Genomic DNA, 26,282 nt, shown 5'->3' on the forward strand with positions numbered 1-26,282 from the left:
ATGAATCGCATTTTTCACGTTGTACCGCGCGATCTTGCGCTAAAGATTGCGGCTAACGCGTAGGATTAAAAATTTAAAACTATTAACAATCAATTAACATTACCAGGCAAACCATTCATCCTGAGGAATACAACACCATGTCTACCACCCAGGTTCTCGGCGGCGCGCCTTATGCCTCGCCAGGACAACCGCACGCCAGCTTAACCGGGCGCATTGATGCGCTGCCCGCCTCCTTCGGGTTATGGTCGTTTATCACCCTGCTCTCCCTCGGTGGCTTCTTCGAGCTCTACGACCTTTTCCAGACCGGGTATATCAGCGCAGGGCTGCTGGCCGACGGGATTTTCCACACCGGGCAGGCGGGGATATTCGGGATTGCCGATCAGGCGGCTTTTGCCTCCGCCACCTTTATGGGGCTGTTTATTGGCGCCAGTCTGTTGGCGCCGCTGGCGGACAGGCTGGGGCGCCGTCTGACGTTTATGGTGGCGCTCGCCTGGTACGGCCTCTTTTCGCTGCTGATGGCGATGCAGAGCACCGCGGAAGGGGTGATCTTTTTCCGCTTTCTGGTGGGGATCGGCCTTGGCATTGAGCTGGTGACCATTGACACCTACCTCAGCGAATGGATGCCAACCCATCTGCGCAATAAAGCTTTTGCCTTCGCTTTCTTCATCCAGTTCCTGTCGGTTCCGGCGGTGGCGCTGATGTCCTGGATGCTGGTGCCAACCACCCTCTTCGGCCTCAGCGGCTGGCGCTGGGTGATCATCTTTGGCGCGCTGTTCTCGCTGGCGATCTGGTTTATCCGCAAAAAGCTGCCGGAGTCAGCGCGCTGGCTGGAAAGCAAAGGGCGGCATGATGACGCGCATGCGGTGATGAGTGAGATGGAAGCGCGCTGTGGCCTGACGCCGTCGCCGAAGCATGCGCATGCGGCACAGAGCGTCGTCAAACGCGGCACCTTTCGCGAGATCTGGGCGCCGCAGTATCGGCAGCGCACCCTGATGCTGATGGTGATGAACTTCTTCCAGGCGATCGGCTTCTTCGGCTTTGGCAACTGGCTGCCGGCGCTGCTCTCCGGTCAGGGGGCCAGCATCACCCACAGTCTGCTGTACGCCTTCTTTATCACCCTCGCTTATCCGCTGGGCTGCCTGTTCTGCACCCGCTTCGTGCATCGTTTTGAGAACAAGTGGCAGATTGTCCTCTCCGCGCTGATGACCGTCATCTTCGGGACCCTGTTCGCCCTGCAAAACAGCCCGATCCTGCTGGTGATCTGCGGGTTTATGATCACCTGGTCCAACGCCTGGCTGACCATCAGCTACCACGCCTATCAGGCCGAGATCTTCCCGACTCATATTCGCGCCCGCGCCGTCGGCTTCTGCTACTCGTTCAGCCGACTCTCCACCGCGGTGACCAGCATCCTGATCGGCATTATTCTGCAATACGCCGGCACGCCGGGGGTGATTAGCTTTATCGTCGTCAGTATGCTGATGGTGATGCTGTCGGTAGGGATCTTCGGCCCCAAAACGCGGGGTATTCGTCTGGAGAATATTTGACGGCGGTCGCAGGGGCTGGCCTCAGCCAAAAATCCCCTGTGCCTCGGCGAAGCATTTTTCCGCCAGGGTTGATACCGGCTCCTGCTGGCGCATAATCAGCGCCAGCTGTGAATCGACCTGGGTTTCGGCGATCGGCAGAATGTCAAGATTATCGCTGAGCGCTTCGAGGCCGTTGTTAAGCGGCATAATCGCGCAGCAGATCCCCGCCTGCACCGCCTGGATTATCTGGAACGTCGAATCGCTTTCAAAGACATATTTCGGCGTTAACCCTTTGGCCTTAAAGCTGATTTCTATGGATTCCCGGTAGTGCATCCCCTTGGTCAGAAAGCCGAGGGGCAACGTCGACAGCGCCTCCCACCCCGGCGTTCCACCGCTGAAGTCGAAATGGCGTTTATCATGCAGGAGCCCCATCCGGGTTTGCGGCAACCGGGCGACCTTAAACAGGCGCTGGTCCAGATGCTGGAGATAGCAAATGCCCAGATCCAACTGGTTACGGCTGACGCCATCGATAATCTGCTCCGAGGTCATCGACAGCAGGCTGAACTGCAGCGCCGGGTATTTCTCCGCGAGAGGTTTAATTAGCTGCATCGGGTTGAGCTCGCCAGCGGCACCATGCCGACCCGCAGCTGACCGACCATCTGCCCGCGGCAGATCGCCGCCTCTGCCGCCAGACCATCATGGGCGGCCAGCACCGCCCGCGCCCAGGCCAGGATCCGCTCTCCCTCCGGGGTAAAACCTTCAAAGCGTTGGCCGCGCTGGATCAGCGTCAGGTTCAGCTCCTCTTCCAGGTTACGAATGCGCATGGAGAGGGTCGGCTGAGTAATATGGCATGCCGCCGCCGCCTGGCCAAAATGGCGCGTCTGATCGAGCGCGATCAAATACTTGAGTTGCTTAATATCCATTCTCTTTCCCGTTTGAACCCCGCCGTTCACCCCCGGGGCCGCGCACAGGTTACCAGAATGTTAGTTTCACTAGCGATAAATTCAAGCGAGGACATCACGAGGGGCTGCGGGGCGCAGGACGGCGCGATGCTGTCCTGCGCCCTGCTTTTTTAGCGTACGCCGGCCAGCGGACGGATCTCTTTCGAGCGCAGCGTCAGACGAACGGGAACCGACTTATATGAAGGGGTGCCGCTCTCTTCATCCAGATAGTTCAGCGGCACCAGCACGTTGGCTTCCGGATAATAGGCGCCGACGGTGCCGGGCGCGATGCCGTAGGCTACCACCGTGATATCTTCCAGCGTCAGCTCGCTGTCTGGCAGCGCGGTATGAATATCTACCCGATCGCCATGTTCCAGCCCCTGGGCAGCCATGTCCTGTTCATTCATAAACAGTACGTCGCGGCGGCCAAAAACGCCGCGGTAGCGGTCATCCATCGCGTAGATGGTGGTGTTGTACTGATCGTGACTGCGCAGCGTCACCAGGCGCATCACGTCCTCGCCCTCCACCACCACGTTCTCATGCACCCCTTTGAAGACCGAGAACATCGCTTTACCGGTGGCCGTTGGCCAGATGCGCTCGGTCGGCGGTAGCGGCATGCGGAAGCCCCCGGGATGACGAATACGCTGGTTATACTCCTCGAACCCCGGAATGGTCTGTTCGATCAGATCGCGAATGCGGTCGTAATCTTCCACCAGATACAGCCAGTCCACTTTGCTGGCCGGCAGAGTGGCCTTCGCCAGACCGGCGACAATCGCCGGCTCCGAGCGCAGCGTCGGCGAGGCGGGCTTAAGCTTGCCTGAGGAAGCATGCACCATCGACATCGAATCCTCAACGGTGATCGACTGCCGGCCGCTGGCCTGCAGGTCAAGCTCGGTGCGGCCCAGACACGGCAGAATAAAGGTCTCTTTCGCCGTCAGCAGGTGCGAGCGGTTGAGCTTGGTGCCGACGTGAACGCTAAGCTCAAGGCCGCGCATCGCCGGGAAGGCGCGTTCGTGGTCCGGCATCGCCACGGCGAAGTTCCCCCCGAGGCAGATCAGAGCTTTGGCGTCGCCGGCGATCATGGCCTCCAGGGCCTTCACCGCATCGTGACCATGATGCCGCGGCGGCGTAATCCCCATCACCCGCTGCAGGCTGTCGAGGAAGGCCGCGGAGGGTTTTTCACTGATCCCGACGGTGCGGTTTCCCTGCACGTTTGAGTGGCCGCGCAGCGGACAGATGCCAGCGCCCGGCTTGCCGATGTTGCCGCGCATCAGCAGCAGGTCGGCAATCAGACGGACGTTGGAGGTGCCTTTGTTATGCTGGGTGATACCCATGCCGTAGGTGACGATGGTGGCCCTGGATTTGGCGTAAGCCACGGCGACCTGGGTCAGGGATCCACGCGTCAGGCCGGACTCCTGTTCGATATCCTGCCAGCGGGTGGCATGCAGATCCTCGGCGAAGGCGGAGAACCCCTGGGTATGCTGGGCAATAAACGCGTTGTCGAGCACATTGCCCTGCTCCTCCTCCAGCTGCAGCAGCGCTTTGGCGATCCCTTTGAGCGCCGCCGCGTCGCCGCCGGCCCGTACCTGGTAGTAGGTCGAGGCGATCGGCGTCGAGCGCCGGGTCGCCATCTCCATCACGTTCTGCGGGTCGGCAAAACGCTCCAGCGCCCGCTCACGCAGCGGGTTAAAAACGATAATCGGCACGCCGCGGCGGGAGAGCTCATGCAGGGTGCCCATCATCCGCGGGTGGTTGGTTCCCGGATTATGGCCGATGGAAATCACCAGTTCGGTCTGGTCAAAATCGTCGAGGGAGACGGTGCCTTTGCCAATCCCGATCGACTGCGGCAGGCCCACGCTGGTGGATTCATGGCACATGTTGGAGCAGTCGGGGAAGTTGTTGGTGCCATACTCGCGGGCATACAGCTGGAACAGCCATGCCGCCTCATTGGACGCCCGGCCAGAGGTATAGAACTCGACCTCATCAGGCTGCAGGCCGCGAAGGATCTCGCCGATGCGGGCGAAGGCCTGCTCCCACTCCACCGGACGCAGAGTATCGCTGGCGCGGTCGTAGACTAAAGGATGCGTTAAGCGGCCATAGCCCTCCAGTTCGAAATCGCTCTTCGCCAGCAGGGAGGTCACGGTGTTGGCCGCGAGGAACGCTGGCGTCACCCGTTTGGTGGTCGCCTCCCAGGTCACGGCTTTGGCGCCATTTTCGCAAAACTGAAAAGTGGATTTATGCTCTTTATCCGGCCAGGCGCAGCCCGGGCAGTCAAACCCATCCGGCTGGTTAGTTCGCAGCAGCGTGGCGGGCGCCTCGAAGGCATCCATCTGGGTACGCACAGCGATGGCCGTGGCCTTCAGCGCGCCCCACCCGCCTGCCGGGCCATCATAGGGGTGAACACCGGGCACCGCGCGTCTTTTGTTGGTCATCTTTTAACTCCTGCTGCTCTGTTCTGGCCGCCGCAGCCCGAAAAAAGGCGTACGACGGCCCCGGGCGACGTGGCGTGATATGCGCGGCGTCACCTGATTAGGATGCGGTTTCTCAAGGATAGTACGATGGGAAAGCGTAGGTACTGCGTTTGTTAACTGAATAATAACATACACCACAAATCTGTATAATTGATGTTATCTATCAGGTGTTAAATTTAACTTATTTGCAAATTTTCGCGGTTATCGTCGCTGTGCGCTGACGGATAAAAGACCCACGGGAAAGCGATGACCGGGCAGCGGAAACCGCCCGGTGGGTCTGATTCAGGTCAGATTGAAGTAACGGTCCGGACGCAGCGTCTCCGGCAGCGGATGCTGACCGGTCATGTCGAGCAGATTGCGCTCAATGGTATTGCACATGGCGTTCAGCGGCAGATCATTGGCGGCGGTACCGAAAGGATCTTCCAGCTCTTCCGCCAGCGAATCCCACGACAAAAAGGTGTAGGAGATAAACACCGAGACAAACGGCGTCATGTAGTGCAGATCGCCGACCAGCGCGAACGGCAGCAGCGTGCAGAACAGGTACACGGTGCGCTGCAGGATCAGGGTATAGGCGAATGGCACCGGAGTGGTCGCCAGCCTTTCACAACCGCCCAGCACGTGCGCCAGCTCATCGAGTTTGTTGTCCATCAGCCCGTAGGTGATGTCGCTGAGCTTGCCCGCCTCCCGCAGCTGGCCAATTTCGTTGCCGACCAGCAGCAGGATCCGGTTGGTGGGCATTGAGCTGGCGAGGATCTCCGCCACCTTGTCCTCCGGCAACAACCGCCGCAGGTCAGCCGTCGGATCGGTTTTGCGCAGCTGGTGCTTCAGGCTCCAGCTAAAGGCCACCAGATAGCTGACGATGCGGCGATGGACATCGTGTTCGGCCGGCAGGATATTGCGCAACTGGCGTACCAGCGTACGTTCGGCGATAAGCACCGTCCCCCACAGATTGCGCGCTTCGACGAACCGGCTGTAGCTGGCGCTGTTGCGAAAGCCGAGAAAAATCGCAATCGCAATCCCCAGCAGGCTGAACGGCGCCACCGTTAAGTGGATCCCCAGCTGCTCGTACCATTGATAGCTGATAATGGCGATGATGGACATCAGCACATTAAGCAGCAGACGAAAGATGATTTTCGACAGCACGGAGCCGTGCCAGTCAAATAAGCGAAGAAACCAGTGTTGTTCTGGCCGAATGATCATTGTCTGACTTCCTGAATTACCGCTCTGGTCATTATCTCTGAATAAAGAATAGAGATTATCTATGAACCGATTGGTTTATTTTATCGTTAACTGCGATGGGCAGATCTTCGCCATTATTTAGCGATGGTAATGGCGTTTTTAGTATGGGCCTTTTTTATATTTCAGGCAATCGATGCGCGGGCGCGTTACGTCAGAAATTAAGGCTCAGGAAAAAATAGCCGCTGAGCCAATAAAATTGTCGTCTTACGGCGCCGGGTGCGCCAGGCCGCTTTCACCGGCCCCGCATAGCGCGCTGGGCGCTTCGCTGGGATCAAGATGCACCATTACGTTAAGCACCGGATGCTGCGCCAGGACCCGCTCCCGCGCCTGACGGGCGATCTGGTGTCCCTCGGCTACCGACATCTCTCCCGCCACCTCGAGATGGACATCCACCAGCACCAGATCCCCCGCCTTACGGGTTTTCAAATCGTGCAGACCCGCCACGCCCGGCGTGGCCTGCAGCGTGCCGGCGATCGCCTGCTGCGTCTCTTCATCGACCGCGCGGTCCATTAAATCGTGCAGCGCCGTGGCGGCGAAACGATAGCCCATGCGGGTGATCAGCAGTCCCACCGCCAGCGCGGCAAGCGGGTCGAACCAGGCGAACCCGGCCAGATTACCGATAATCCCCAGCGCCACCACCAGAGATGACGCGGCGTCGGAGCGGGCATGCCAGGCGTTGGCGATGAGCAGCGATGAATTCAGCCGCGTGGCGGCCGCCAGCATATAGCGAAACAGCCCCTCCTTGACGGCCAGCGCCACCAGCGCCATCCACAGCGCCACGCTGTGCACCGCCGGAATCGTCTGCGGTTGCGCCAGGTGACCCGCCGCGGACCACAGCATGCCAATCCCGACCAGCACCAGGATCGCGCCGAGGATCAGCGAGGCGCCATTCTCGTAGCGCCAGTGACCATAGTGGTGATCGTGGTCTGAGGGTCGACGGCTCTTTTTATTCGCCACCAGCACCACCCCATCGGCGACCAGATCGGAAAAAGAGTGCATCCCATCAGCAATCAACCCCTGGGAGCCAGAGAATATTCCCACCACAACCTGAAACGCGGAAAGGAAAATATTGACCACCACGCTAATAAGGGTACTCTTTCGCGCCTGCATCGAACGCTCATGATATTTATTATCATTTTCAAAATTATGTTGTGTCATTATTTCTCTCCCTTTGTGAGCGGGAAGAATAAACTGACAAGCTGAGTTTATGCTTAACAATATAAAAGCCATTGCCTTTCCGTTTAATGATATCGGCGCTGTCGATTATTAATATATTCTGAAAGGGTGGCAGGACAGGTACAACCGCGCACGGATGGGCTATCTTATGACTGGCCCGGCAGGTCGGGCCACTTCCTCTTAACCACCACAGGAGTCAGCGATGTCAGAGATCACCTCATCCCGGCTGCGTTTTGCCATTAACCTGGGCAACGCGGTCCTGGCCCATCTCGGGGAGACGGGGGAGCCAGCAGGCATCACCGTCGAGCTTAGCCATCGGCTGGCGACGCGCTGGGGCGTCACAGCCGAGTTCGTCCCCTATCCTGCCGCCGGAAAAGTGGTGGCTGACGCCGGCGGTGATCACTGGGACATCGCGTTTCTGGCCATCGACCCGGCCCGGGAAGCGACCCTGCGTTTTACGCCTCCCTACATCACCATCCAGGGGACCGCGCTGGTCAGAGCCGATTCGGCCTGTCAGCGGGTGGCTGACATGGATCGCCCGGCAACCACCATTAACGTCGGGCAAAACGCCGCTTACGATCTGTGGTTAACCCGTCATCTGCAGCACGCCAGCCTGAATCGCCTTCCCTCCTCGCAGGAAGCCATCGACGCCTTCCTCGCCGGTGAAGGGGATATGGTCGCCGGTATCCGACAGCCGCTGGAGGCAACAGCCCGTCAGCACGCTGGGGTGCGGGTACTGGCGGATAATTTTACCGAGATCCAGCAGGCCATCTGCGTCGCCCGGGAGGATGTCGCTGGCTTCAACGCGGTGAATGACGCGCTGAGCGAGTGGCGGGCGGATGGCAGCCTGGAGGCACTGATTACCCGACAGCTGGGCAAGGCGGAGTGACCTTCACTCCACTTGCATCCGGCGCATGGCGCAATGCCAGGCGCCGTTGCGTACCGAGGCACGGAGCACGCGGGCCACGCCATGCACCAGCAGGCGCGTCGTGCGCCGCTGCAGCGGCGTGAGCGACAGCCCCAGCATCTCCTGCGCCCATTCCGGCAGCAGATCGATCCCGGCGCGCATCATGACCTGACCCACCGGCTGGCTCAGTCTACCCGGCAGACGAGTAGAGAGCAGCACCTCGGCTACCTCCCGGGTACGTTCGTCACAGCGCAACTGCGGGCGCATCGCCTCGAGATAGTCCGCCACTTCCTGAGGCGTCTGAGGGATGTCCTGGGCCCCCAGCCGACGGGCGATTTCCGCCGACTCGCGGAAATAGTCCTCCTGGCGCTCGGCGCTGACCACCGTCCGCTTGTAGCGCAGGTGGGAGGCCATAAAGCGACTGCACTCGGCGACGTGCACCCAGGTCAACAGCGCCGGGTCGCTGGCCTGATAAGGCGTTCCGTCCTTATCCACCCCGCCGATCCGCTGATGGATCCCCTGCACTTTGGCGATGAGCCGCTCGGCGTCGGGGGTAGTGGCAAAGGTGGTGGCGGAAATAAACTGGCTGGTGCGGCGCAGGCGGCCAAAGATGTCCTCACGGAAACGGGAGTGATCCCAGACGCCGGCCAGCGCCAGGGGATGCAGCATCTGCAGCAGCAGCGCGCTGATGCCGCCGCAGAGCATCGAGGTAAAATCGCCGTGTACCTGCCAGATGGCCGACTGCGGGCCAAACAGCCCTGGCTCCCCTTTAGGCTGTTCAAAGTCGATCTCTTTTAGCGCCATGCCGGTCAGGCCGAGCACCTGCGCCTCGATCATCCCGCGAATGCCGATCATGATGATGTCCCTTACGTGCAACTAAAGGACAAAAGATACCACTATTGGGCAGCGCAGGGAGAGATATCGGGAAAGGGTGCCCGCTACGCGCGGGCACGACAGTTTACGGATTCAGCTGGTAGTCGAGGGTGATATTGGCCTTCAGCACCTGCGATACCGGGCAACCGGCCTTCGCTTTCTGAATGATCTCATCGAACGCCGCCGGCGCAACGTCCGGCAGAACAATCTGACTTTGCAGCGCGATGTCGGTTATCGCAAAGCCGCCGTCGGTTTTATTGAGGGTGACCACTGCCGTCGTGTCGATAGAAGTCGCGGTATAGCCCTCTTCGCTGAGCATCAGCGACAAGGCCATTGAGAAACAGGCGGCATGCGCGGCGCCAATCAGCTCCTCAGGGTTGGTGCCTTTCACCCCTTCAAAACGGGTGTTAAAGCCGTAGGGCTGCTGGCTCAGCGCCCCGCTCTCTGTCGACACGGTGCCTTTGCCATGTTTCAGATCGCCTTCCCAGTGCGCCAGCCCTTTCTTATGAATCGCCATGTGACTCCTCCTGTGATGATGTCGAACAAAAAGTATAGTGCGTGATGCCGAACCTGCGCCTTTTCTGCGGCCTGGGCATCACTGTGCCCTTAAGGATCTCGTGGTCAGCCTCGCTAACGGCCATCGTGGGGATGATAAGGATCGGTTTTGTCGTCCTTGCTGTCGTCCCGTTTACGCGGCACTTCGCCATGCTCGGCAGGCGCCTCGCGCGCAGGATGCTTTCCGCCCTGCTCACCTTGCGGCTGAGATGTGTGACTCATATCGGCGTTCTCCGCTTACTTAGGCGACTGCTTGAGCAGACGATCGACACGCACCACCGACGGCGTCATTTTGCGATCGAGGCTACCGTTGATGCTGACCAGATCGTCAGGCTCTACGTGCTGTTCGTTAAACGCGGCGGCCGGAATGATGGCGGTGATGGTGCCGCTTTTATCGCGAAACTGATAACGGTCATTGTCCTGGCGGGTGAGCAAATTACCGCGCAGCGAAATAGTCGCGCCATCGTGCATGGTTTTCGCCTGCTCAACGGTCATGATCCGGCCATCCTCGACGCCGCGATAGCCGTCATCCAGTTTGTGCGGCGGCGGCGGTGCGGCATCCTGACTAAAACCGCCCTTATCGTCCGCCTGTGCAATACCCACGGCGAGTACACAGGCCATAGCGAGCGCTAATTTTTTCATCATCCCTCCGTCATTTTATAAGTGATTAGAATAAAGCCTGGCTGAGGCTATCCACTTTTACAAAGTCAATTGTTCTGATATCGACTAATATAAGAATGTCCTTATCGTTACGCTGTTGCCGAAACGAAACGCGGGGAAAATAATAATGATTAAGAATCAACAGGATTGTCCCATCGTTGACGAGAATGAACGAGCACTACGCTTCGAATATCGATTCCGGCGCTATGGGATAATTGTTCTGAGTCTCATCATTCTTACCGCGTTAAGCGGTCTGTGGTCCTCCGGTTATTTCAGTGAAGCGTACCGGGAAAGTGCCGCAGGTGAATTAAGCGTCGATTATCAGCGCTATGCCAGACTGATGAGTGAAACCGAAGTGAATATCCAGATTAAACCCGATGGGGGGAATGAAAACATTATCAGCTTCACCGCCCCGTTTTTATCACGCTACCAGGTCGGTGATATCCGCCCGCAGCCGGATAAAATGTATAGCGCCGAGGGGAAATTATACCTCGTGTATCAGCAAACGGCCAACCGTTTGCCGATGTCGGTGTGGTTATCCATTACCCCAAAAACGGCCGGCAATATCTCCCTGCAGGCGGCAGTGAACGATCGGGCGCCTGTCACCTGGAACCAGTTTGTCTATCCGTAGGAGTGGCTATGGAAATGGTCCTCAGAGCCGCAGCAATCTATTTTATCCTGTTGATTATTTTTAAGATTGCTGGCAGAAGAACACTGATGCAGTTAACCAACTTTGATCTGATATTGCTGCTGATAATTAGCGAAGCCACCCAACAGGCGATGCTCAGCACAGACTATTCCGTCACCGGTTCGATGCTCACCATCGTCACTCTGGTGGGTGTTGATATTTTATTCGGCTATATTAAGAAACGCTTCTCGCAGGCGGAAAATTTCATTGATGGCAGCCCGGTTATTGTGGTGGAAAATGGTGCTGTCATCGACGAAAAGATAAAGCTCGTCAATATCTCTGTCGATGATATCCTGCTGGCAGCCAGGCAGCACCATGGGATCTATGAGCTCAAAGCGATCAAATTCGCTATCCTCGAGCGTAACGGCCAGATATCCATTATTCCTGAAAAGGAATAGTCTCAATTTTATTTATCGCGCTCCGGTTGTTTATCACCCGATTCCGGGGCGCGGGTGGCGTCATCCTCTTCTTTTTCAACGCTAAGCATGTTTAATGTCACCATTTTTCCTCCTCGCGGGTTGTCAGGGTTCTAACAGATTATAGAACGTCCTCGCCGATGCAGGCACGATCCAGCCAGCGTCACCCGGATATGTCGCCTGATTCACACTGCGGTTATTCCAGGATATTTCCCACCTCCTCATTGTCATTTGTGAGGAATAATTAACCGATCCGTGCAGTTAATATTGCGCTAGCCAAAAAGAATGAGGTCACTATGTCTGTGATGGTAATTACCGGCGGAACTGCGGGGGCGGGCAAAGCCACCGCGCTGCGTTTCGCCCGCGCAGGATATCACGTGGCGCTGATCGCCCGAGATGAGACGGGTCTGCAGGAAGCACAGCAGGCCTGCGCACGGTTTGGCATTAAAACGCTGGCCATTAGCGCCGACGTCGCCGATGCCGGGGCGTTGCAGCGCGCCGCCGCCGAGGTGGAAGCCACACTCGGCGCGATAGACGTTTGGATCAACAACGCCATGACCACCGTGCTGGCCACCTTTCGTCAGATGAGCGAGGAGGAATTTCGCCGGGTGACGGAGGTCACCTATCTCGGCTATGTCAATGGCACCCGCGCGGCGCTGGAGGTGATGACGCCCCGGGATCGGGGAGTGATTATTCAGGCCGGCTCGGCGCTGGCATGGCGGTCGATTCCCCTGCAATCGGCCTACTGCGGGGCCAAAGCGGCGATCCGCGGCTTTACCGATGCCGTGCGTACCGAACTGATGCACGAGAAAAGCCACATCCAGTTGACCATGGTCCAGCTGCCGGGGATGAACACCGCCCAGTTTGGCTGGGCGCGGAATAAAATGGATCAGGCCATGCAGCCGGTGCCGCCGGTCTATCAGCCGGAAGTCGCCGCCGAGGCTATCTACAGCGTCATCCAGCGTCCGGTCAACGAGCTGTGGGTCGGGAAAAGCACCATCCAGTCGATCCTCGGCCAGGTCTTCTTCCCTCGCCTGCTCGATCGTCTGATGGTGAAAAAGGCGTGGGAGGGACAGTTTACCGGCCAGCCGAAGCCGGCAGAGCATCAGGACGACCTGTTCACGCCGGTGCGCGGCAATCACCCCGGACACGGCCCCTTTAACGATGGCGCGCGGCGTAAAGCGGTGACCATCAGCGCCGATCTCCCGGGAAAAGTGGCTGCCGGCGTCGGCGTGGCGGTGGCGACGATGGCCCTGCGGGCGTTGTTCCGTCGTTCCGGGAAACGACGCTAACTCAGGCTCCGGCTGAACCAGCGGTAACCATACCCGGAAAGCGCCAGCCGCGCGTCATCCCCGCCGGTCAACCTGTCCCGGTAGTATTTATCTTCCAGTATCGGGCTCCAGTAGCCCCTGGCCAGCGGCGGGAGTTGCACCTCTACCGTTTGCTGGCTGCAGTTCGCCAGCATCACCACCTCCCGCGATTCGCTGCGATAGCACAAACCCAGCACCGCAGCAGGTTTCACCGCGAGGATGGCGAAAGGAATGGAGCCCGGCTCGGTATATTCCGCCCGCGCCAGTACCATGTTGCGCACCCGGTTCAGCAGCGATCGGGGGTGGCGTAGCGCTGCTTCCACATTGATCCGCTGGTAGCGCCACCGCCCGCTGGCTATCGGTTTTACCGGCAGATCGTCCCGCGCCGCCCGGGAGAAGCCGCCGTTGGGCGCCGCCGACCACTGCATCGGCGTTCTGACCGCATAGCGCTCCGGTAAACTCAGATCGTCTCCCATGCCAATCTCGTCGCCATAGCGCATCACCGGCACACCGGGCAGCGCCAGCAGGATCGCATGGGCCAGCGCCATGCGCCGGGTATCGCCATCCAGCATCGGCGCCAGTCGCCGGCGTACGCCACGCTGGTAAACGGACATGGCTTTATCAGGGGCAAAGGTGCGGATAACCTGGCGCTTATTGCGTTCGCCAATCCCCTCGAGATCCAGTTCATCATGGTTACGCAGCCAGTTGACGAAGCAGCACCCGTCCGGCGGGGTCACCATCGCCTGCAGAGCCTTCACCACCGGGGCGGCTCGCTGCTGCGCCAGACTGAGATAGAGGTATTTGTTAAGCCAGAAATTGAGCACCATCTGCAGCCGATCGCCGTGGCCAAAATAATGGCGGTAATCTTCTACCGCAACGTCTACTTCACCCAGCAGTATCGCCTCGGGATTGAGGCGCTGAACGACCTGCCGGAGATGGGTCAGTAGCGGGTAGCCGCGCGCCTCGTCACCCTTCCCGGCCTGTTTCACCAGATGCGACGCGGCATCGAGGCGAAAACCTGACACCCCCGCCTGCAGCCAGAAGGTAATGATGTTTTCGATTTCAGCGATCACCGGCGGATGAGCAAGATTCAGATCCGGCTCATGACGATAAAACATGTGGCGATAGTATTGCCCGGCCTGTTCGTCCCAGCGCCAGACGCTCTCCTCGACGCCGGGAAACATGGGGGGATCGTCCTTCTCCGGCGGCCTGTCGGCCCAAAGATAGTATGGCCGCCACGGCGACCGGGGATCGTGCCTGGCCGCCACGGCGACCGGGGATCGTGCCTGGCCGCCTGAAACCACGGGTGCTGCGCGGAGGTATGCTGGATCACCAGCTCGACGATGACCCGCAGTCCCAGCTCCCGGGCGCGGGCAATCAGCTCAATCACATCGGCGATGGTGCCAAATCGCGGGTCAGGCTGCAGATGATCGCTGATATCATAGCCATCATCCTGCAGAGGGGTGAGATAGAAAGGCGTCAGCCAGAGCACCGTCGCCCCGAGGCTGCGAATGTAATGTAGCTTTTGGCGAATACCGGCGAGATCGCCGTAGCCGTCACCGTTAGCGTCATAAAACAGTGAACTATCAACCTGATAAATGACCGCTCTGTGAAACCACTGTTCCCGTTGCATCACTATCACCTTGCTTATTCACCCTGACGGGTGGCCCGTCACTCGCCAGCAGATTCAGCGCGGTTTACGCCCGCCCCTCGCCGTCGGCCGGGGTTTGGCGACAGGCGATACGGTAGCGTGCTCCGCTGAAGGCGCCCGGTTCGCCACCGCGTCCACCAGAGCCTGCTGTCTGGCGGTTAATTTCAGAGGAACCTGTTCCTCGACAGCATGAAGCGCGATCGTGTGGCGTTTAACCATAGTTTTTCTCCGGCGGCTTATTTTCCGGCCTCAACGCCAGGCAGTTCAGCACGATGCAGAAATTGCCCGACGATTGTCGGCTGATGATGAAGCAGCCAGTCAGCCATGCCTCGCTCCTCCGCCAGCATCGCCTCAAGGGCGTGGATGGCATGGTGGTCGCCTACCCGTTTCGCCGCAGTCAATAAGGCGGTATAGCAGGCGACCTCGAATTGCGCAAAAACATAGGCCGTAATAATGACTTTAATGACCTCATCGCCGGGCAGCATCATCCCAATGGACTGGCCCAACGCGGCGACCCGGCTCATCGCATCCTGCAGCGCGGAGCGGGAAATATGATTACGGGCAATGATATCCTGCAGAGACGATAATTGCCGGCGGGTTTCATAGAGATGTTGTTCAAGACGCGTGCGCAGTGGCGGATAGTTTTCACTCCTTCTGGTTGCCGTGATTAATATTACTTCGGCCTGTTTCTCCATCGCATGAGCATCGCGCAGCCAGTTGTGATAATTTCAATATCCGTCATAAATACCTCTGATAACCAATCCTTTATTTAGATGGAGGGTCTTCATTCTCTTCCGCCGCCTGATCCGCTCGCGCTGCGCTATATCCGGATAAATGCCCAACGATATTCGCATAGATGCTAATGAGAATGACCCACAGGACGCTGTTTTTCCACCAGATTAACGAGGGTATTGCCAATATTACCCACATCACTGCAGCAACAAGATGGCAGCGTTTAATCAATGCCGGTGTCAGTTTCATTTTTATTACCTGTCTATATTATAAATACTTAACCATTGACCAGCATATTGTTAATATCATTTACCCTTCGCGTTTCACAGATAAATAAATATGGATTAGGCGACACAATTTATTATTACCAGCCCATATAAACAGAAACCTGCGGACCGGCAGGCCCACAGGTTTTGTTGCGGCGCCCATTTTAAAGCGCCTCAGGTTTCAGTCATTAACTGTCACCGGCTTTACGACCACCGCCATGACTGTTCTTACCACCCTTTTTACCGGCTTCGGATGCACGTTCAGGATCATTTTTAAAGTTCCCGCCGCTGTGCTGTCCGCCTTTACGCCCGGCTTCGGATGCTTTTTCACGATCTTCTGCAAAGTTACCTGAACCGCCTCTGTGCTCTGCCATAATTTCACCTTTTAGGTTTACTCGATCTCGGTTGGTAAATGGAAAATGACCCTGTTACAAATCATCGCCCTCGATATCTAACACTAGAGGAATGCTCGCAGGAGTCAAATTAACGCCAGGCTTTTATCCACGCCAAATGGCAAATAAAAAATAAATAACGAAGCGGCAGTAAAAATAAATACAGTGTAACTCACTTATTCGCCTTAGATTATCTCCATTCACTATCATGAAATTTTTTCGCCCCGGCGCTTTTGTAAAAAAATGAAAATGATGGGCGATTTTTTTTATTTTTTCATCAGCCAGGTACTTCAGTCATAGAAAATACTCATAATGAGGTGGTTCATCATTCATCCATGGGTGCGAAAGAATATTTTTTCACAATATGCCACCCCTTCGCTTTTAAAAATCACACCGTCATTCAGCCCGCCAGATAAAAATAGCCCCTCCCCGCAAATTAAGGATGGAATAATCCTAATTTAACACCACCAATAATAACGCAGCGACATACAACGAAATTCGCCAAGGATCAGCCGGTTAAAGTCAAATAAGGTCCCTATTTTGCCTGTTAAACAAGATAGATGATCCTCTCGCGTTGCCAGGCCTGGGGTGAAGCTGGCCTATCCTTAGGTCTGGCCCGTTCTGTCTGAAGGAGATGACTATGCAAGATGAAAAACCGCCAATGAAAAAATTACCCACCTCCATGTTGCCAGAAGAGACGGCTCCACGTCCGGAGTTCCCGGAGCAAGAACAAAACCCACCGGGTCTGGATGCGGAGATGGAGCCGTCACCGGACCACGGGGAAACCAGCTACACCGGCACCGGGAGGCTGGCGGGTAAGAAAGCGTTAATTACCGGCGGCGACTCCGGCATTGGCCGCGCGGTGGCGGTCGCCTTTGCCCGCGAAGGGGCCGATGTCGCCATTAGCTATCTGCCGGAGGAGCAAGAGGATGCCGATGAAGTCATCGCGCTGATCAAAGCCGAAGGCCGCACCGCGGTGGCCCTGCCGGGGGATATCCGCTCCGAGTCCTTCTGTCAGTCGCTGGTGGCCGACGCGGTGGAACAACTGGGAGGACTGAGCATCCTGGTCAATAACGCCGGACGTCAGCAATACTGCGAGACCCTCGAGGAGCTCACCACCGAAGACTTTGACGCCACCTTTAAAACCAATGTCTACGCGCCGTTCTGGATCACTCGCGCGGCGCTGCCCCATCTCCAGGCCGGGAGCGCAATCATCAATACCACCTCGGTGCAGGCCTATAAACCCAGCCCGATCCTGCTCGATTATGCCCAGACCAAAGCCTGCCTGGCGATCTTCACCAAATCGTTGGCCAAGCAGGTGGCGAAACGAGGCATTCGTGTCAACGCCGTGGCGCCAGGTCCTTACTGGACGGTGCTGCAATCCAGCGGCGGCCAGCCGGACGAGAAAGTGAAACAGTTCGGGAAAGACACACCGATGGGCCGCCCGGGGCAGCCGGTCGAGATCGCCCCGCTGTATGTCACCCTGGCATCGGATGCCTGCTCGTATACCTCCGGTCAGGTATGGTGTTCTGACGGCGGGGACGGCGTGGTCTAAATCCCTCGCCTCCGGAACGATAACCGGGCCGGCGTTATGCCGGTCCCTCCCCAGCACGATCGCCGCGCAGCCCCTGCGTGGCGATTTTTCCTCTCCCGCAGCGTGTTTAGCCAGCTGCATGCTATGATATCCGCCCGCCGCTGTGCGCTGACCCTGAGGACAACTGATGAGTAATGAGATCCCCCTGAAATTTTATGACATCGTGGACGAATACGAGACCGAAGCGGCCACGCCGGTCAAAGAGACGGAACGCGATGCGCTGGCGCGCTATTTTCAACTGCTGATTGAGCGACTGATGAATAACGAAGAGATCGATGAAGAGGCGCAGCAGGAGATGGCCCGTGAAGCGGCTATTGATGAACGCCGAATTGACGATATTGCCAACTTCCTTAATCAATGGGGCAACGAGTAAGTCTCATCGTCAGCTCACCGGCAGGGCCACCGCCCGCCGGTGTTGCCGCTGAACGCAACGCCCATGTTCAGGCCCCGGCGGCAGTCTCCCCCAGACGTCGCTGCAACGCATCCAGAAACAGCGGTAGCCCATCGGGCTGATAGTCGCGGGAAAGATAGATGCCATAGACGCTCAGCGCCTTCGGCGTCCAGTCAGGGAGCACCACCTCCAGCGCCCCGCTGGCCAACGCGCTCCGCGCCTCCAGTTCGGGGAGCATCGCAATGCCACACCCGGAAACCGCCGCCTCCAGCAGCAGAGAAGAGATCCCCGCGCTCAGATTGCCGCTCACCGCCACCGACGCCTCCTGCCCCTGCGCATCACTGAACTGCCAGCGCTGGCCGGAGAAGTGGCTGTATAACAGACAGTTATGCTGTTGCAGATCGTCAAGCGTCGTCAGCGGGCCATGCTGCTTGAGCCAGCGCGGTGCGGCACAGAGGAGCGAACGACACAGCCCGAGGCGGCGAGCGATCGCCCCAAGCTCCGGGTTGTCGGTAATGCGAATAGCCACGTCGATGCGCTCGCCGATCAGGCTGACCGGATGGTTATTGATATCCAGCTCCAGACGCAGCTGCGGATAGCGAGCGAGGAAGTCCGGCAGCAGCGGTGAGATCAGCTGCATTGCCGTGAAGTGCGCGCAGGCGACGCGCAGCGTGCCGCTGGGGTCGGCCCGCTGGCGCTCGCCGGCGATTTCATCGGCGATCCGCGTCAACCCGCGGGTCTTAAGCAACACTTTTTCCCCCGCCGGCGTCAGGGTCAGCCGGCGGGTGGAACGATGGATCAGCCGGGCGCCAGCCCAGTTCTCCATCTGCTCCAGATAGCGGCTGACCATCGGACGCGACATCCCCAGCGCCCGCGCCGCGGCGCTGAGACTTCCCAGCTCGCAGATGCGCAGGTACACCTGCGCAGCAATCACTCTATCCATCATGCCCCCTTCATCTGCACGATTTATGAAACTCAGCATCTCTTATTTCAGGAATTCTATCAAATAGCGAAATCCGTACAATGGAACGCATTCACCTGTTACTGAGAACACATCATGAAATTATCTGCTCTTGCTGTTGCCACCGCCCTGTTCAGCGGTTCTGTCTTCGCGGCGCCTCTGACGCTGCAAACCTACAATCCGCAGGAAAAGGGCATCTTTGCCGTTAACTCCACTCTCGTTTCCGGCCCGCACGAAGCAGTGCTGTTTGACGCGCAGTTCAGCGTCAAAGACGGCGAAAAGCTGGTAGACATGATCAAGAAAAACGGCAAGCCGCTCACGCGGATTGTGATCACCTCTGGCGATCCGGATTTCTATTTTGGTCTTGAACCGCTGATGAAAGCCTTCCCGCAGGCGGAAGTGGTCGCCACGCCGGAGGTCGTCAAACATATTGAAGCCACCAAAGCGGCCAAACTGGCGTACTGGGGCCCGCAAATGAAAGATGGCGCGCCGACACAGGTGTACGTTCCGCAGGCGCTGAAGGCCAACAGCTTTACCATCGACGGCGAGAAAGTAACCATTATGCAGCCGCATGACTACGCGGCGTTCGTCTGGATCCGGGCGAACAAAACGATCCTCGGCGGCACCGGCGTGGCGTGGGGCATGCATCTCTGGACCGCCGACACCCAGACGCCGGCCAGTCGCCAGCAATGGCGCCACACGCTGGACCAGATGATCGCCCTGCACCCGCAGCGGGTGATCCCTGGTCATTACCTCGGCACCCCACCGGAGGGAGACAGCGCGGTGCGCTTCACAAAAACGTATCTCCAGCAGTTTGAGCAAGCGCTGAAGACGCATCAGGATTCGGCCGGGGTGATCAAGGCCATGGAGACGCAGTGGCCGGGCCTGGCGGAGACCAGCTCGCTGGAGTTAAGCGCCAAAGTTAATACCGGCGAGATGAAGTGGTGATCCCGGCGGCGCGTGAGGGAGACTGTTCTTAATCTGGCGCGCGAAGGTTGCTATTGCCCTGAAAATGGACCACCCTAGCTGAGGTCGCACAAAAAACGTGCGGCCGACTTTGGGTTACATTTCATCCGGTCACCACCGGGTTTGCCCTTGAAACCAGAACAGGATAAAGGAGTCAGAATGAAATCGAACCATCAGGCACGTCATCTTCTCGGTCTGAACTATAAGCTTTCCCAGCAGAAAAAAGTGGTGCTGGAAGGCGATGAAGAAACCACCCTCAACCACATCCATGCTACCGGCCGCAAACGCCGCGGTGGTTAATTTTCAGTCTGAGTGATGATAAACAACACCGTCCTGTTGCCAGGATGGTGTTTTTTTATGGCAATTGATTGCTTGTTTACCCGCTTGACGACCATCTGCTCTATACTCTGCCCGCTGCTTTCCACCCGCCCTCGCTTATCGCCGCGCCGGGACTGTGGTCATGATCAAGGAGTTAGTGCGATGCAATTTACTCATAAGAAAAACCGTTCCCTGTACATCCCTTACGCGGGTCCCGTTCTGCTTGAATTCCCCCTCCTCAACAAGGGCAGCGCCTTCAGTCTGGAAGAGCGCAGCAATTTCAACCTTCTTGGCCTGCTGCCGGAAGTGGTTGAAACCATCGAAGAGCAAGCGGAACGCGCCTGGATCCAGTATCAGGGATTCAAAACTGAAATCGACAAACACATCTACCTGCGTAACATCCAGGACACCAACGAAACCCTGTTTTATCGCCTGATCGGCAACCATCTCGAAGAGATGATGCCGGTTATCTATACCCCGACGGTGGGCGCCGCCTGCGAACGTTTCTCCGAGATTTACCGTCGCGCCCGCGGCGTCTTCATCTCTTACCAGAATCGCCATAACCTTGACGACATCCTGCAGAACGTCCCGAACCATAACGTGAAAGTGATTGTGGTCACCGATGGCGAGCGTATTCTCGGCCTCGGCGACCAGGGGATCGGCGGGATGGGGATCCCGATCGGCAAGCTGTCGCTGTACACCACCTGCGGCGGCATCAGCCCGGCTTATACCCTGCCCATCGTGCTGGACGTTGGAACAAACAACCAGCAGCTGCTCGACGATCCGCTGTATATGGGCTGGCGCCATCCGCGCATTACCGACGACGAGTATTATCAGTTCGTTGACGACGTGATCCAGGCAATTAAGGCCCGCTGGCCGGACGTCCTGCTGCAGTTTGAAGACTTTGCGCAGAAGAACGCCATGCCGCTGCTCAACCGCTATCGCAATGAAATCTGCTCGTTTAATGACGATATTCAGGGCACCGCGGCGGTCACCGTCGGGACGCTGATCGCCGCCAGCCGCGGCGCCGGTAGCCAGCTCAGCGAGCAGAAAATCGTCTTCCTCGGTGCGGGTTCCGCCGGCTGCGGTATCGCCGAGCAGATTATCGCCCAGATCGTCCGCGAAGGCGTTAGCGAAGAAGAGGCCCGCCAGCGCGTGTTCATGGTTGACCGCTTCGGCTTGTTAACCGACGGCATGCCTAACCTGCTGCCGTTCCAGAACAAGCTGGTGCAGAAGCGTGAGCATCTGCAGGGCTGGGATACCACTAACGATGTGCTGTCCCTGCTGGACGTGGTGCGTAACGTGAAGCCGAACATTCTGATCGGCGTCTCGGGTCAGCCGGGGCTGTTCACGGAAGAGATTATCCGCGAGATGCACAAGCACTGCCCGCGGCCAATCGTGATGCCGCTCTCAAACCCGACCTCACGGGTGGAAGCGACGCCGCAGAATATCCTGAGCTGGACCGATGGCGAGGCGCTGGTCGCCACTGGCAGCCCGTTTGCCCCGGTCACCCTGAAAGGCAAGCAGTACGCTATCGCGCAATGCAATAACTCCTATATCTTCCCGGGGATTGGTCTGGGGGTGATTGCTTCCGGCGCGTCGCGGGTCACCGACGAGATGCTGATGGCCGCCAGTGAAACCCTGGCGAAACACTCGCCGCTGGTGAACAACGGCGAAGGTCCGGTGCTGCCGGAGTTGAAGGATATCCAGACCGTCTCACGGGCAATTGCCTTCGCGGTCGGCAAGGTGGCGCAGGAGCAAGGCGTGGCGGTGAAAACCTCCGCTGAAGCGCTGCTGCAGGCCATTAGCGATAATTTCTGGCTGCCGGAATATCGCAATTATCGCCGCACCTCGATTTAATCACGCTCACCGGGTCGACATATCGGCCCGGTTTTTAATAACGTCAGAATAATATCTCCCGCCACAGAAACGCCTTTTTCGCCCATATTCATTCATCGTAAAAATATAAAACGGATAGCATTTGCCGTGTGTCCTCTACTGTGCAAAATAGTCTCCTCTCAACTCTTCACAACGGAATGTGAAATGCAAAAATTAACCCCTGGCGCGAATAAAGCGAATGCTATTCTGATCCGGATTGTCTTGTTTCTTATCGGCGGTATCGCCATCATCACCGGAATGTGCCTCTTCAGCGGCGATATGTGGATGCTCACCCCGCGCGCTGACCAGTATCAGCCCGCCACCGGCGATCTGGTGGATGTCGTCATCTATGAACCGAGTAAATTTTTCTTCGCCCTGCTCTACGTGTTTATTATTACCCTGGTCTGGCTGTTGGCGGTACGTAAAACCCCCTGGCGGCCAATACAGCATCCTATATTACCGCTGATGGTACTGATTGCCGCCGGGATATTTATTTTCCTCCATCCGGAGGTCACCCCGGGTCGGGATGCCAGTATTCAGTACGGTAAACACAACATTTCTTACACTGCCATTTTCTGGAGCAAAACGAATTCAGATCGACATGTCACTCAACCCTCTAAATATGAAATTTTTGTTGAAGCGAAAGATCCCCGCTGGCTTATCGACAGAAACAATCTTGGCCGCGCCTGGCGCTGTGAAGTCAAGCGGCATACCCAGTTTTACACCCTGTCATTCAATGAGGGCTGGTTTCCGGACGCCGATCCGCAGGTCATGGCCCGCCAGTGTACTCAGGTAAGCGATCTGAATGCGCTCAGTGAAACGGCAATCATGATTGCCCGCCCGATCGCCACCGTCCCTGTGGAGGCACCGTAAATGAGCCAGCAAAAAATCGTTCTGCAACCGATATTACGCCTCTGGCTGGGGCTGTTTAGCGGATTGTTGTTGGTGAGCGCCTTCAGCGCCTTTCACGGTGAGCTCTGGTATTTCGGCGATAAGCAGGCGTTTTACGCGGCGAAAGCCGGCGAGGTTTCGGTGCATGAACTCTATACGCCGGCAAAAATCCTCTTTCCTTTTATCGTCAGCACGATCCCGCCGCTGCTGTGGCTGCTGCTGGTTAACCGCCAGGCGCCGCGGCTGCTGACACACATTCTCCCACCGGTGTTACTCCTGCTGGCGGGACTGGTGTTTTTCTTCCTGAGACCCGACGTGATTCCCGGCGGAGAGACCCCTGTCTATCGCTACGGCGAGCGGGAGCGCTACTACCAGACGGTCCGCTGGCAGAAACCGGAGCCGGGCGCGTGGCGGGGTACCCGCTCTGAGTACAAAGTGTATATCGAATATCGCGATCCCAAGGGATATCGCGAAGCCGACAATATTAAAAACGCCTATAGCTGTGAAACCCACCGGGAGTCTCGCTTTTTGACCTTAACGACCGAGGAAGATTGGTATCCGGATGCGTATCCGAATATTCTCGACGCCCCCTGCCAGGCGATAAAGGATCCCCAGGCGATGACGGAATATACCCGCGACCACGCCCGCTGGTTTCCCATTATATTTAAATAAATCAATGATAATACTTTCAATGATTCTCACTACTGAGACGAAGAAGGAACGTTAATATGCCCCACCAGGTTGCGACAAAAAACATGACGAATAGGATGATCATTTTATATTTAGCACTTACAGGAATAACAGGGTTAGTCTATGGCTTATGTTCACTAAGTGGTGAAACACTGCATTCCCCCTTTGAAATCAGTTCATATGATGCCGTTGCTGGCGATCTTATCGAACATAGTCTGTACACCTTCTATAAACCGTTTGTCGCTACGCTCTGCTCACTCGTTATACCGTTGATTTGGCTGTTATCAACGAGAAAATCAACGCATCGTAAACTGCGTCACCCGGCTATTCCAGTTATGCTTTCTTTGCTGATTTTCATCTTTTTTGGATTGTTCCCCGGCGTTATTCCCGGTGGAGAGACAACCCGTTATCGTTACTTCCTTCATGAGAAGCATTATCTCAGTATTGTCTGGGCAAGCATGGATCCAGATAATTATTTTGAATCCAGATCCCGCTATGAAACTTACATAGAATACAGAGATCCATATGGATTCCGAGGAATTGATAACATTAAAAATGCTTATCACTGTGAGCAAACACGTGAAACTGTTTTCCTGACGCTTTACATTTCTCAACGCTGGTTCCCGAAGGATAAACCTGATGTCCTCGAAGCCCAGTGCCAAAAAATAACTGACGCTAATACACTGACCGAAGCGGTACTGGCAAAAGCGTATTGGTTTCCCTTTGTACGCTAAACTCTGAGCGCGCGCCGCGCGCACCCCCTGCCAGTTTTGTCACTGGCGTCGCTAGCCTTTCCCCACTACACTGCCACCACCCATCCACTGACTAAATAAAAAAGGAGGCCCCTCATGCTGTATTGTGAAATGTTTATTGTTTCACATGCATTAGGCAATTGCGCCAGCTCAAGCGTTATCGGTATCGTGCTGCGATAACTATGGCTTGAGCGAAGACACTTCACGCAATCCCTTCTCTCCGGCTTACCGGGTTATCGTCAGCGAGTTTTGACGAGGCATTTGCATGCCTGTAACTCTTGAGTAAGTTGACTATGAGTACATTACTAACTGCCCATGCGCTCCACGTGGAGACTGCCTTTGGGCCGCTGTTTAACACCCTCTCCTTCACCCTGAAGAAAGGCGACCGTATCGGTCTCATCGGCCATAACGGTTGCGGCAAAAGCACCCTGTTGCAGGTGCTGGACGGCACCCTCGCGCCCACCTCGGGCAGCGTCTCACTCGCCGGTCAGTGTCTGATGGCCCGCGTTGAACAGCATCTGCCGGAGGCGCTGCGTTCGCAGTCGCTGTTGCAGGCAGTACTGGCCCCGTTACCCGCTGATGTACGGGAAGCGCAGCGCTGGCTGGCCGAACGCCTGCTGGCGCAGATGGGCTTTACCCCGGCGGTGATGGAGCAGCAAACCACTACCCTGAGCGGCGGCCAGCACACGCGCCTGCTACTGGCCCGGGCGCTGATCCGCCAACCTGACCTGATGCTGTTGGATGAGCCCGGCAACCACCTCGATCTGCCGACCCTGCTGTGGCTGGAAAGCTTCCTGCAAACCTGGCAGGGGAGCTTCGTGCTGGTGTCACACGACAACACCTTACTGGATGCTGTAACTAATGCCAGCTGGATCCTCCGCGACCAGACGCTGCACAGCTTCGCCTTGCCCTGCAGCGCTGCCCGTCAGGCACTGCAGGAGCAGGATGAAAGTGCCGCGCTGCGCCATAAGGCCGAGCAAAAAGAGATCGACCGGGTCAGCGCCAGCGCCCGGCGCCTGGCCACCTGGGGTCGGGTCTATGACAACGAAGACCTCGCCCGCAAAGCCAAACAGATGGAGAAGCAGGTCGCCCGCCTGAAAGACGAGCAAACCGAGCTCAGCGTCGGCCCGCCGTGGCGTCTGTCATTGCAGGGGGACGCCCTGCCGGCTGACCGCCTGCTGGAGATGGACACCCTTCCCGTCGCGCCCGCGCCGGGCCTGCCATCCCTCTTCACCACCGGCGTGGCGCGCCTGCGCAGCGGCGATCGCGTGGCCATCATGGGGCGCAATGGCGGCGGTAAATCGTCCCTGCTGCGCCTGCTGTGGCAGCAGATGAACGACGCATCGCCTCTCCCGGGGCTGCGCCTGCATCCCCGGCTGCACCCCGGCTACTATGACCAGACGCTGGAGCAGTTACCGGACGATGCCAGCCTGCTCGACGCGCTGACGCCGTTCGCCCCGTCGGCCGACACCCGTAAACGGGCGCTGATCGCCGCCGGGTTTGGCTGGGCGAGACATAGCCAGAAGGTCAGCACCCTCAGCGGCGGCGAGCGGTCGCGGCTACTGTTCGTTGGACTCTCGCTGGCGCGCTACAGTCTGCTGCTGCTGGATGAACCCACCAATCATCTTGATATGGAGGGTAAAGCGGCGCTGGCGCAGACGCTGCGCGATTACCCCGGCGGCGTGCTGCTGGTCAGTCATGACCGCCAGCTGATTAGTGAAAGCTGTAACCGCTTCTGGCTGATCGACAACGCCGGGTTAACGGAATGGCACAGCCTGGAGGAGGTCTATGCCCGTCTGCAGGCCGTGGCGCCCGCCCCGGACAGTCGACTCGCTTTGCAGAGTACGCCCGCCAGGGCTGACGATGATGAGGAGGTGCTGCTGGCGCGGCTGATTGACCTGGAGCAATGGCTGGCTGACGACATGGCCCGCAAGCCAAAACATCAAAAGCCGTCACTGCAGGCACAGTGGCAAGAGGAGATTAACCGCCTGCTTAACCAGCTGGCGTAATCTCCTGTACCCGCACCGACTAAGCGCAACGT

26 protein-coding genes and 3 pseudogenes are annotated in these 26,282 nt (G+C 57.6%); 14 read left to right on the forward strand and 15 right to left on the reverse strand.

Going from position 1 to position 26,282, the window contains the following annotated elements:
* The first annotated feature begins 137 nt into the window (after positions 1 to 137).
* A complete protein-coding gene (locus tag CWM54_RS05940) occupies positions 138 to 1,544 on the forward strand; it encodes an MFS transporter (protein WP_100696396.1) in 1,407 nt (468 codons plus the stop codon).
* Between the two features lie 21 nt (positions 1,545 to 1,565).
* On the opposite strand, the pseudogene CWM54_RS05945 reads toward CWM54_RS05940, so the two are convergent.
* The 4 genes and pseudogenes from CWM54_RS05945 to CWM54_RS05960 all read right to left on the reverse strand — a co-directional run bounded on the left by CWM54_RS05945 (position 1,566) and on the right by CWM54_RS05960 (position 7,332).
* Positions 1,566 to 2,446: pseudogene (locus tag CWM54_RS05945) on the reverse strand (LysR family transcriptional regulator).
* A gap of 149 nt (positions 2,447 to 2,595) precedes the next feature.
* The gene (locus tag CWM54_RS05950) at positions 2,596 to 4,896 is read right to left on the reverse strand and encodes an FdhF/YdeP family oxidoreductase (RefSeq protein WP_100680317.1); all 2,301 of its coding nucleotides are present in this window, start codon (positions 4,894 to 4,896) and stop codon (positions 2,596 to 2,598) included.
* A gap of 321 nt (positions 4,897 to 5,217) precedes the next feature.
* Positions 5,218 to 6,135 carry a bestrophin family protein gene (locus CWM54_RS05955; protein ID WP_008804769.1) on the reverse strand — a complete coding sequence of 306 codons (918 nt, stop codon included), beginning with the start codon at positions 6,133 to 6,135 and terminating at the stop codon, positions 5,218 to 5,220.
* Between the two features lie 243 nt (positions 6,136 to 6,378).
* The gene (locus tag CWM54_RS05960) at positions 6,379 to 7,332 is read right to left on the reverse strand and encodes a cation diffusion facilitator family transporter (protein ID WP_100696398.1); all 954 of its coding nucleotides are present in this window, start codon (positions 7,330 to 7,332) and stop codon (positions 6,379 to 6,381) included.
* A gap of 220 nt (positions 7,333 to 7,552) precedes the next feature.
* On the opposite strand from CWM54_RS05960, the gene CWM54_RS05970 reads away from it, so the two are divergent.
* The gene (locus tag CWM54_RS05970; protein ID WP_100696400.1) at positions 7,553 to 8,239 is read left to right on the forward strand and encodes an ABC transporter substrate-binding protein; all 687 of its coding nucleotides are present in this window, start codon (positions 7,553 to 7,555) and stop codon (positions 8,237 to 8,239) included.
* 3 nt (positions 8,240 to 8,242) lie between these two features.
* On the opposite strand, the gene CWM54_RS05975 is transcribed toward CWM54_RS05970, so the two are convergent.
* From CWM54_RS05975 to CWM54_RS05985, 4 genes are all read right to left on the reverse strand, one after another.
* Complete coding sequence (locus CWM54_RS05975) at positions 8,243 to 9,112, reverse strand: oxygenase MpaB family protein (RefSeq protein ID WP_012541625.1); 870 nt, start codon at positions 9,110 to 9,112, stop codon at positions 8,243 to 8,245.
* 103 nt (positions 9,113 to 9,215) lie between these two features.
* Entirely contained in the window at positions 9,216 to 9,647 is a 432-nt protein-coding gene (locus CWM54_RS05980; RefSeq protein ID WP_008804765.1) for an OsmC family protein, read from the reverse strand.
* Between the two features lie 113 nt (positions 9,648 to 9,760).
* Complete coding sequence (locus tag CWM54_RS28405; RefSeq protein ID WP_165785888.1) at positions 9,761 to 9,907, reverse strand: hypothetical protein; 147 nt, start codon at positions 9,905 to 9,907, stop codon at positions 9,761 to 9,763.
* Positions 9,908 to 9,922: 15 nt separating this feature from the next.
* Positions 9,923 to 10,327 (reverse strand): YdeI family stress tolerance OB fold protein, encoded by a 405-nt coding sequence (locus CWM54_RS05985; protein ID WP_100696402.1) that lies wholly within the window; start codon positions 10,325 to 10,327, stop codon positions 9,923 to 9,925.
* Positions 10,328 to 10,472: 145 nt separating this feature from the next.
* Here CWM54_RS05985 and CWM54_RS05990 point away from each other — a divergent pair, with 145 nt between their 5' ends.
* The 3 genes from CWM54_RS05990 (at position 10,473) to CWM54_RS06000 (ending at position 12,741) form a co-directional block, all read left to right on the forward strand.
* Positions 10,473 to 10,976, forward strand: a complete 504-nt coding sequence (locus tag CWM54_RS05990; protein ID WP_100696404.1) for a hypothetical protein — start codon at positions 10,473 to 10,475, stop codon at positions 10,974 to 10,976.
* 8 nt (positions 10,977 to 10,984) lie between these two features.
* Entirely contained in the window at positions 10,985 to 11,431 is a 447-nt protein-coding gene (locus CWM54_RS05995) for a DUF421 domain-containing protein (RefSeq protein ID WP_008804762.1), read from the forward strand.
* Positions 11,432 to 11,745: 314 nt separating this feature from the next.
* The gene (locus tag CWM54_RS06000) at positions 11,746 to 12,741 is read left to right on the forward strand and encodes an SDR family oxidoreductase (RefSeq protein ID WP_100696406.1); all 996 of its coding nucleotides are present in this window, start codon (positions 11,746 to 11,748) and stop codon (positions 12,739 to 12,741) included.
* Here the strand turns inward: CWM54_RS06000 and CWM54_RS06005 are convergent.
* The 5 genes and pseudogenes from CWM54_RS06005 to CWM54_RS06025 form a co-directional block, all read right to left on the reverse strand.
* Positions 12,738 to 14,392: pseudogene (locus tag CWM54_RS06005) on the reverse strand (alpha-amylase family protein). The gene CWM54_RS06000 and the pseudogene CWM54_RS06005 sit on opposite strands and share 4 nt — an antisense overlap.
* Positions 14,393 to 14,446: 54 nt before the next feature.
* Positions 14,447 to 14,629 carry a hypothetical protein gene (locus CWM54_RS06010; protein ID WP_012968126.1) on the reverse strand — a complete coding sequence of 61 codons (183 nt, stop codon included), beginning with the start codon at positions 14,627 to 14,629 and terminating at the stop codon, positions 14,447 to 14,449.
* A 17-nt stretch (positions 14,630 to 14,646) separates the two neighbouring features.
* Positions 14,647 to 15,152, reverse strand: a pseudogene (locus CWM54_RS06015) (ferritin-like domain-containing protein).
* A gap of 23 nt (positions 15,153 to 15,175) precedes the next feature.
* Positions 15,176 to 15,391, reverse strand: a complete 216-nt coding sequence (locus tag CWM54_RS06020; RefSeq protein ID WP_100696410.1) for a hypothetical protein — start codon at positions 15,389 to 15,391, stop codon at positions 15,176 to 15,178.
* 205 nt (positions 15,392 to 15,596) lie between these two features.
* Complete coding sequence (locus CWM54_RS06025; RefSeq protein WP_008804757.1) at positions 15,597 to 15,782, reverse strand: general stress protein; 186 nt, start codon at positions 15,780 to 15,782, stop codon at positions 15,597 to 15,599.
* A 658-nt stretch (positions 15,783 to 16,440) separates the two neighbouring features.
* On the opposite strand from CWM54_RS06025, the gene CWM54_RS06030 reads away from it, so the two are divergent.
* Positions 16,441 to 17,355, forward strand: coding sequence for an SDR family oxidoreductase (locus tag CWM54_RS06030; protein ID WP_165785889.1), 915 nt, complete (start codon positions 16,441 to 16,443; stop codon positions 17,353 to 17,355).
* 166 nt (positions 17,356 to 17,521) lie between these two features.
* Complete coding sequence (locus CWM54_RS06035; protein ID WP_061154472.1) at positions 17,522 to 17,767, forward strand: DUF2543 family protein; 246 nt, start codon at positions 17,522 to 17,524, stop codon at positions 17,765 to 17,767.
* Between the two features lie 67 nt (positions 17,768 to 17,834).
* Here CWM54_RS06035 and CWM54_RS06040 read toward each other — a convergent pair whose 3' ends face one another.
* Positions 17,835 to 18,728: a LysR family transcriptional regulator gene (locus tag CWM54_RS06040; RefSeq protein ID WP_100696412.1), complete on the reverse strand. Its 894-nt coding sequence runs from the start codon at positions 18,726 to 18,728 to the stop codon at positions 17,835 to 17,837.
* Positions 18,729 to 18,842: 114 nt separating this feature from the next.
* Between CWM54_RS06040 and CWM54_RS06045 the strand changes: the two genes are divergently transcribed.
* Both CWM54_RS06045 and sra read left to right on the forward strand, forming a co-directional pair.
* On the forward strand, positions 18,843 to 19,694 hold the full coding sequence (locus CWM54_RS06045; protein ID WP_100696414.1) for a Vmh family MBL fold metallo-hydrolase: 852 nt from the start codon (positions 18,843 to 18,845) through the stop codon (positions 19,692 to 19,694).
* Positions 19,695 to 19,871: 177 nt separating this feature from the next.
* Complete coding sequence (gene sra, locus CWM54_RS06050) at positions 19,872 to 20,012, forward strand: stationary-phase-induced ribosome-associated protein (RefSeq protein WP_012541615.1); 141 nt, start codon at positions 19,872 to 19,874, stop codon at positions 20,010 to 20,012.
* Here the strand turns inward: sra and CWM54_RS28410 are convergent.
* Positions 20,009 to 20,137 carry a hypothetical protein gene (locus CWM54_RS28410; RefSeq protein WP_046619973.1) on the reverse strand — a complete coding sequence of 43 codons (129 nt, stop codon included), beginning with the start codon at positions 20,135 to 20,137 and terminating at the stop codon, positions 20,009 to 20,011. The two genes, sra and CWM54_RS28410, sit on opposite strands and share 4 nt — an antisense overlap.
* A 55-nt stretch (positions 20,138 to 20,192) precedes the next feature.
* Between CWM54_RS28410 and CWM54_RS06055 the strand changes: the two genes are divergently transcribed.
* From CWM54_RS06055 to CWM54_RS06075, 5 genes are all read left to right on the forward strand, one after another.
* Complete coding sequence (locus tag CWM54_RS06055) at positions 20,193 to 21,890, forward strand: NAD-dependent malic enzyme (RefSeq protein ID WP_008804752.1); 1,698 nt, start codon at positions 20,193 to 20,195, stop codon at positions 21,888 to 21,890.
* A 183-nt stretch (positions 21,891 to 22,073) separates the two neighbouring features.
* Entirely contained in the window at positions 22,074 to 22,781 is a 708-nt protein-coding gene (locus CWM54_RS06060; protein WP_100696416.1) for a glycosyl transferase, read from the forward strand.
* A complete protein-coding gene (locus CWM54_RS06065; RefSeq protein WP_100696418.1) occupies positions 22,782 to 23,471 on the forward strand; it encodes a hypothetical protein in 690 nt (229 codons plus the stop codon).
* 56 nt (positions 23,472 to 23,527) lie between these two features.
* The gene (locus CWM54_RS06070) at positions 23,528 to 24,223 is read left to right on the forward strand and encodes a hypothetical protein (RefSeq protein ID WP_100680329.1); all 696 of its coding nucleotides are present in this window, start codon (positions 23,528 to 23,530) and stop codon (positions 24,221 to 24,223) included.
* A gap of 311 nt (positions 24,224 to 24,534) precedes the next feature.
* Positions 24,535 to 26,250: an ABC-F family ATP-binding cassette domain-containing protein gene (locus tag CWM54_RS06075; RefSeq protein ID WP_100696420.1), complete on the forward strand. Its 1,716-nt coding sequence runs from the start codon at positions 24,535 to 24,537 to the stop codon at positions 26,248 to 26,250.
* Positions 26,251 to 26,282: the final 32 nt, after the last annotated feature.

Origin of the sequence: Klebsiella sp. D-Nf1 (assembly GCF_002810515.1) — a bacterium.
Lineage (GTDB): Bacteria > Pseudomonadota > Gammaproteobacteria > Enterobacterales > Enterobacteriaceae > Klebsiella > Klebsiella variicola.

Coding starts and splice junctions, on each gene's coding strand:
- CWM54_RS05970 (WP_100696400.1), top strand. CDS start 7,553: ATGTCAGAGATCACCTCATCCCGGCTGCGTTTTGCCATTAACCTGGGC.
- CWM54_RS06045 (WP_100696414.1), top strand. CDS start 18,843: ATGAAATTATCTGCTCTTGCTGTTGCCACCGCCCTGTTCAGCGGTTCT.
- CWM54_RS05940 (WP_100696396.1), top strand. CDS start 138: ATGTCTACCACCCAGGTTCTCGGCGGCGCGCCTTATGCCTCGCCAGGA.
- CWM54_RS05960 (WP_100696398.1), bottom strand. CDS start 7,332: ATGACACAACATAATTTTGAAAATGATAATAAATATCATGAGCGTTCG.
- CWM54_RS06010 (WP_012968126.1), bottom strand. CDS start 14,629: ATGGTTAAACGCCACACGATCGCGCTTCATGCTGTCGAGGAACAGGTT.
- sra (WP_012541615.1), top strand. CDS start 19,872: ATGAAATCGAACCATCAGGCACGTCATCTTCTCGGTCTGAACTATAAG.
- CWM54_RS28405 (WP_165785888.1), bottom strand. CDS start 9,907: ATGAGTCACACATCTCAGCCGCAAGGTGAGCAGGGCGGAAAGCATCCT.
- CWM54_RS05955 (WP_008804769.1), bottom strand. CDS start 6,135: ATGATCATTCGGCCAGAACAACACTGGTTTCTTCGCTTATTTGACTGG.
- CWM54_RS06035 (WP_061154472.1), top strand. CDS start 17,522: ATGAGTAATGAGATCCCCCTGAAATTTTATGACATCGTGGACGAATAC.
- CWM54_RS05990 (WP_100696404.1), top strand. CDS start 10,473: ATGATTAAGAATCAACAGGATTGTCCCATCGTTGACGAGAATGAACGA.
- CWM54_RS05980 (WP_008804765.1), bottom strand. CDS start 9,647: ATGGCGATTCATAAGAAAGGGCTGGCGCACTGGGAAGGCGATCTGAAA.
- CWM54_RS06040 (WP_100696412.1), bottom strand. CDS start 18,728: ATGGATAGAGTGATTGCTGCGCAGGTGTACCTGCGCATCTGCGAGCTG.
- CWM54_RS06065 (WP_100696418.1), top strand. CDS start 22,782: ATGAGCCAGCAAAAAATCGTTCTGCAACCGATATTACGCCTCTGGCTG.
- CWM54_RS06030 (WP_165785889.1), top strand. CDS start 16,441: ATGCAAGATGAAAAACCGCCAATGAAAAAATTACCCACCTCCATGTTG.
- CWM54_RS05995 (WP_008804762.1), top strand. CDS start 10,985: ATGGAAATGGTCCTCAGAGCCGCAGCAATCTATTTTATCCTGTTGATT.
- CWM54_RS06020 (WP_100696410.1), bottom strand. CDS start 15,391: ATGAAACTGACACCGGCATTGATTAAACGCTGCCATCTTGTTGCTGCA.
- CWM54_RS06000 (WP_100696406.1), top strand. CDS start 11,746: ATGTCTGTGATGGTAATTACCGGCGGAACTGCGGGGGCGGGCAAAGCC.
- CWM54_RS06070 (WP_100680329.1), top strand. CDS start 23,528: ATGCCCCACCAGGTTGCGACAAAAAACATGACGAATAGGATGATCATT.
- CWM54_RS06075 (WP_100696420.1), top strand. CDS start 24,535: ATGAGTACATTACTAACTGCCCATGCGCTCCACGTGGAGACTGCCTTT.
- CWM54_RS06060 (WP_100696416.1), top strand. CDS start 22,074: ATGCAAAAATTAACCCCTGGCGCGAATAAAGCGAATGCTATTCTGATC.
- CWM54_RS06025 (WP_008804757.1), bottom strand. CDS start 15,782: ATGGCAGAGCACAGAGGCGGTTCAGGTAACTTTGCAGAAGATCGTGAA.
- CWM54_RS05985 (WP_100696402.1), bottom strand. CDS start 10,327: ATGAAAAAATTAGCGCTCGCTATGGCCTGTGTACTCGCCGTGGGTATT.
- CWM54_RS05975 (WP_012541625.1), bottom strand. CDS start 9,112: ATGATCGGCATTCGCGGGATGATCGAGGCGCAGGTGCTCGGCCTGACC.
- CWM54_RS05950 (WP_100680317.1), bottom strand. CDS start 4,896: ATGACCAACAAAAGACGCGCGGTGCCCGGTGTTCACCCCTATGATGGC.
- CWM54_RS06055 (WP_008804752.1), top strand. CDS start 20,193: ATGCAATTTACTCATAAGAAAAACCGTTCCCTGTACATCCCTTACGCG.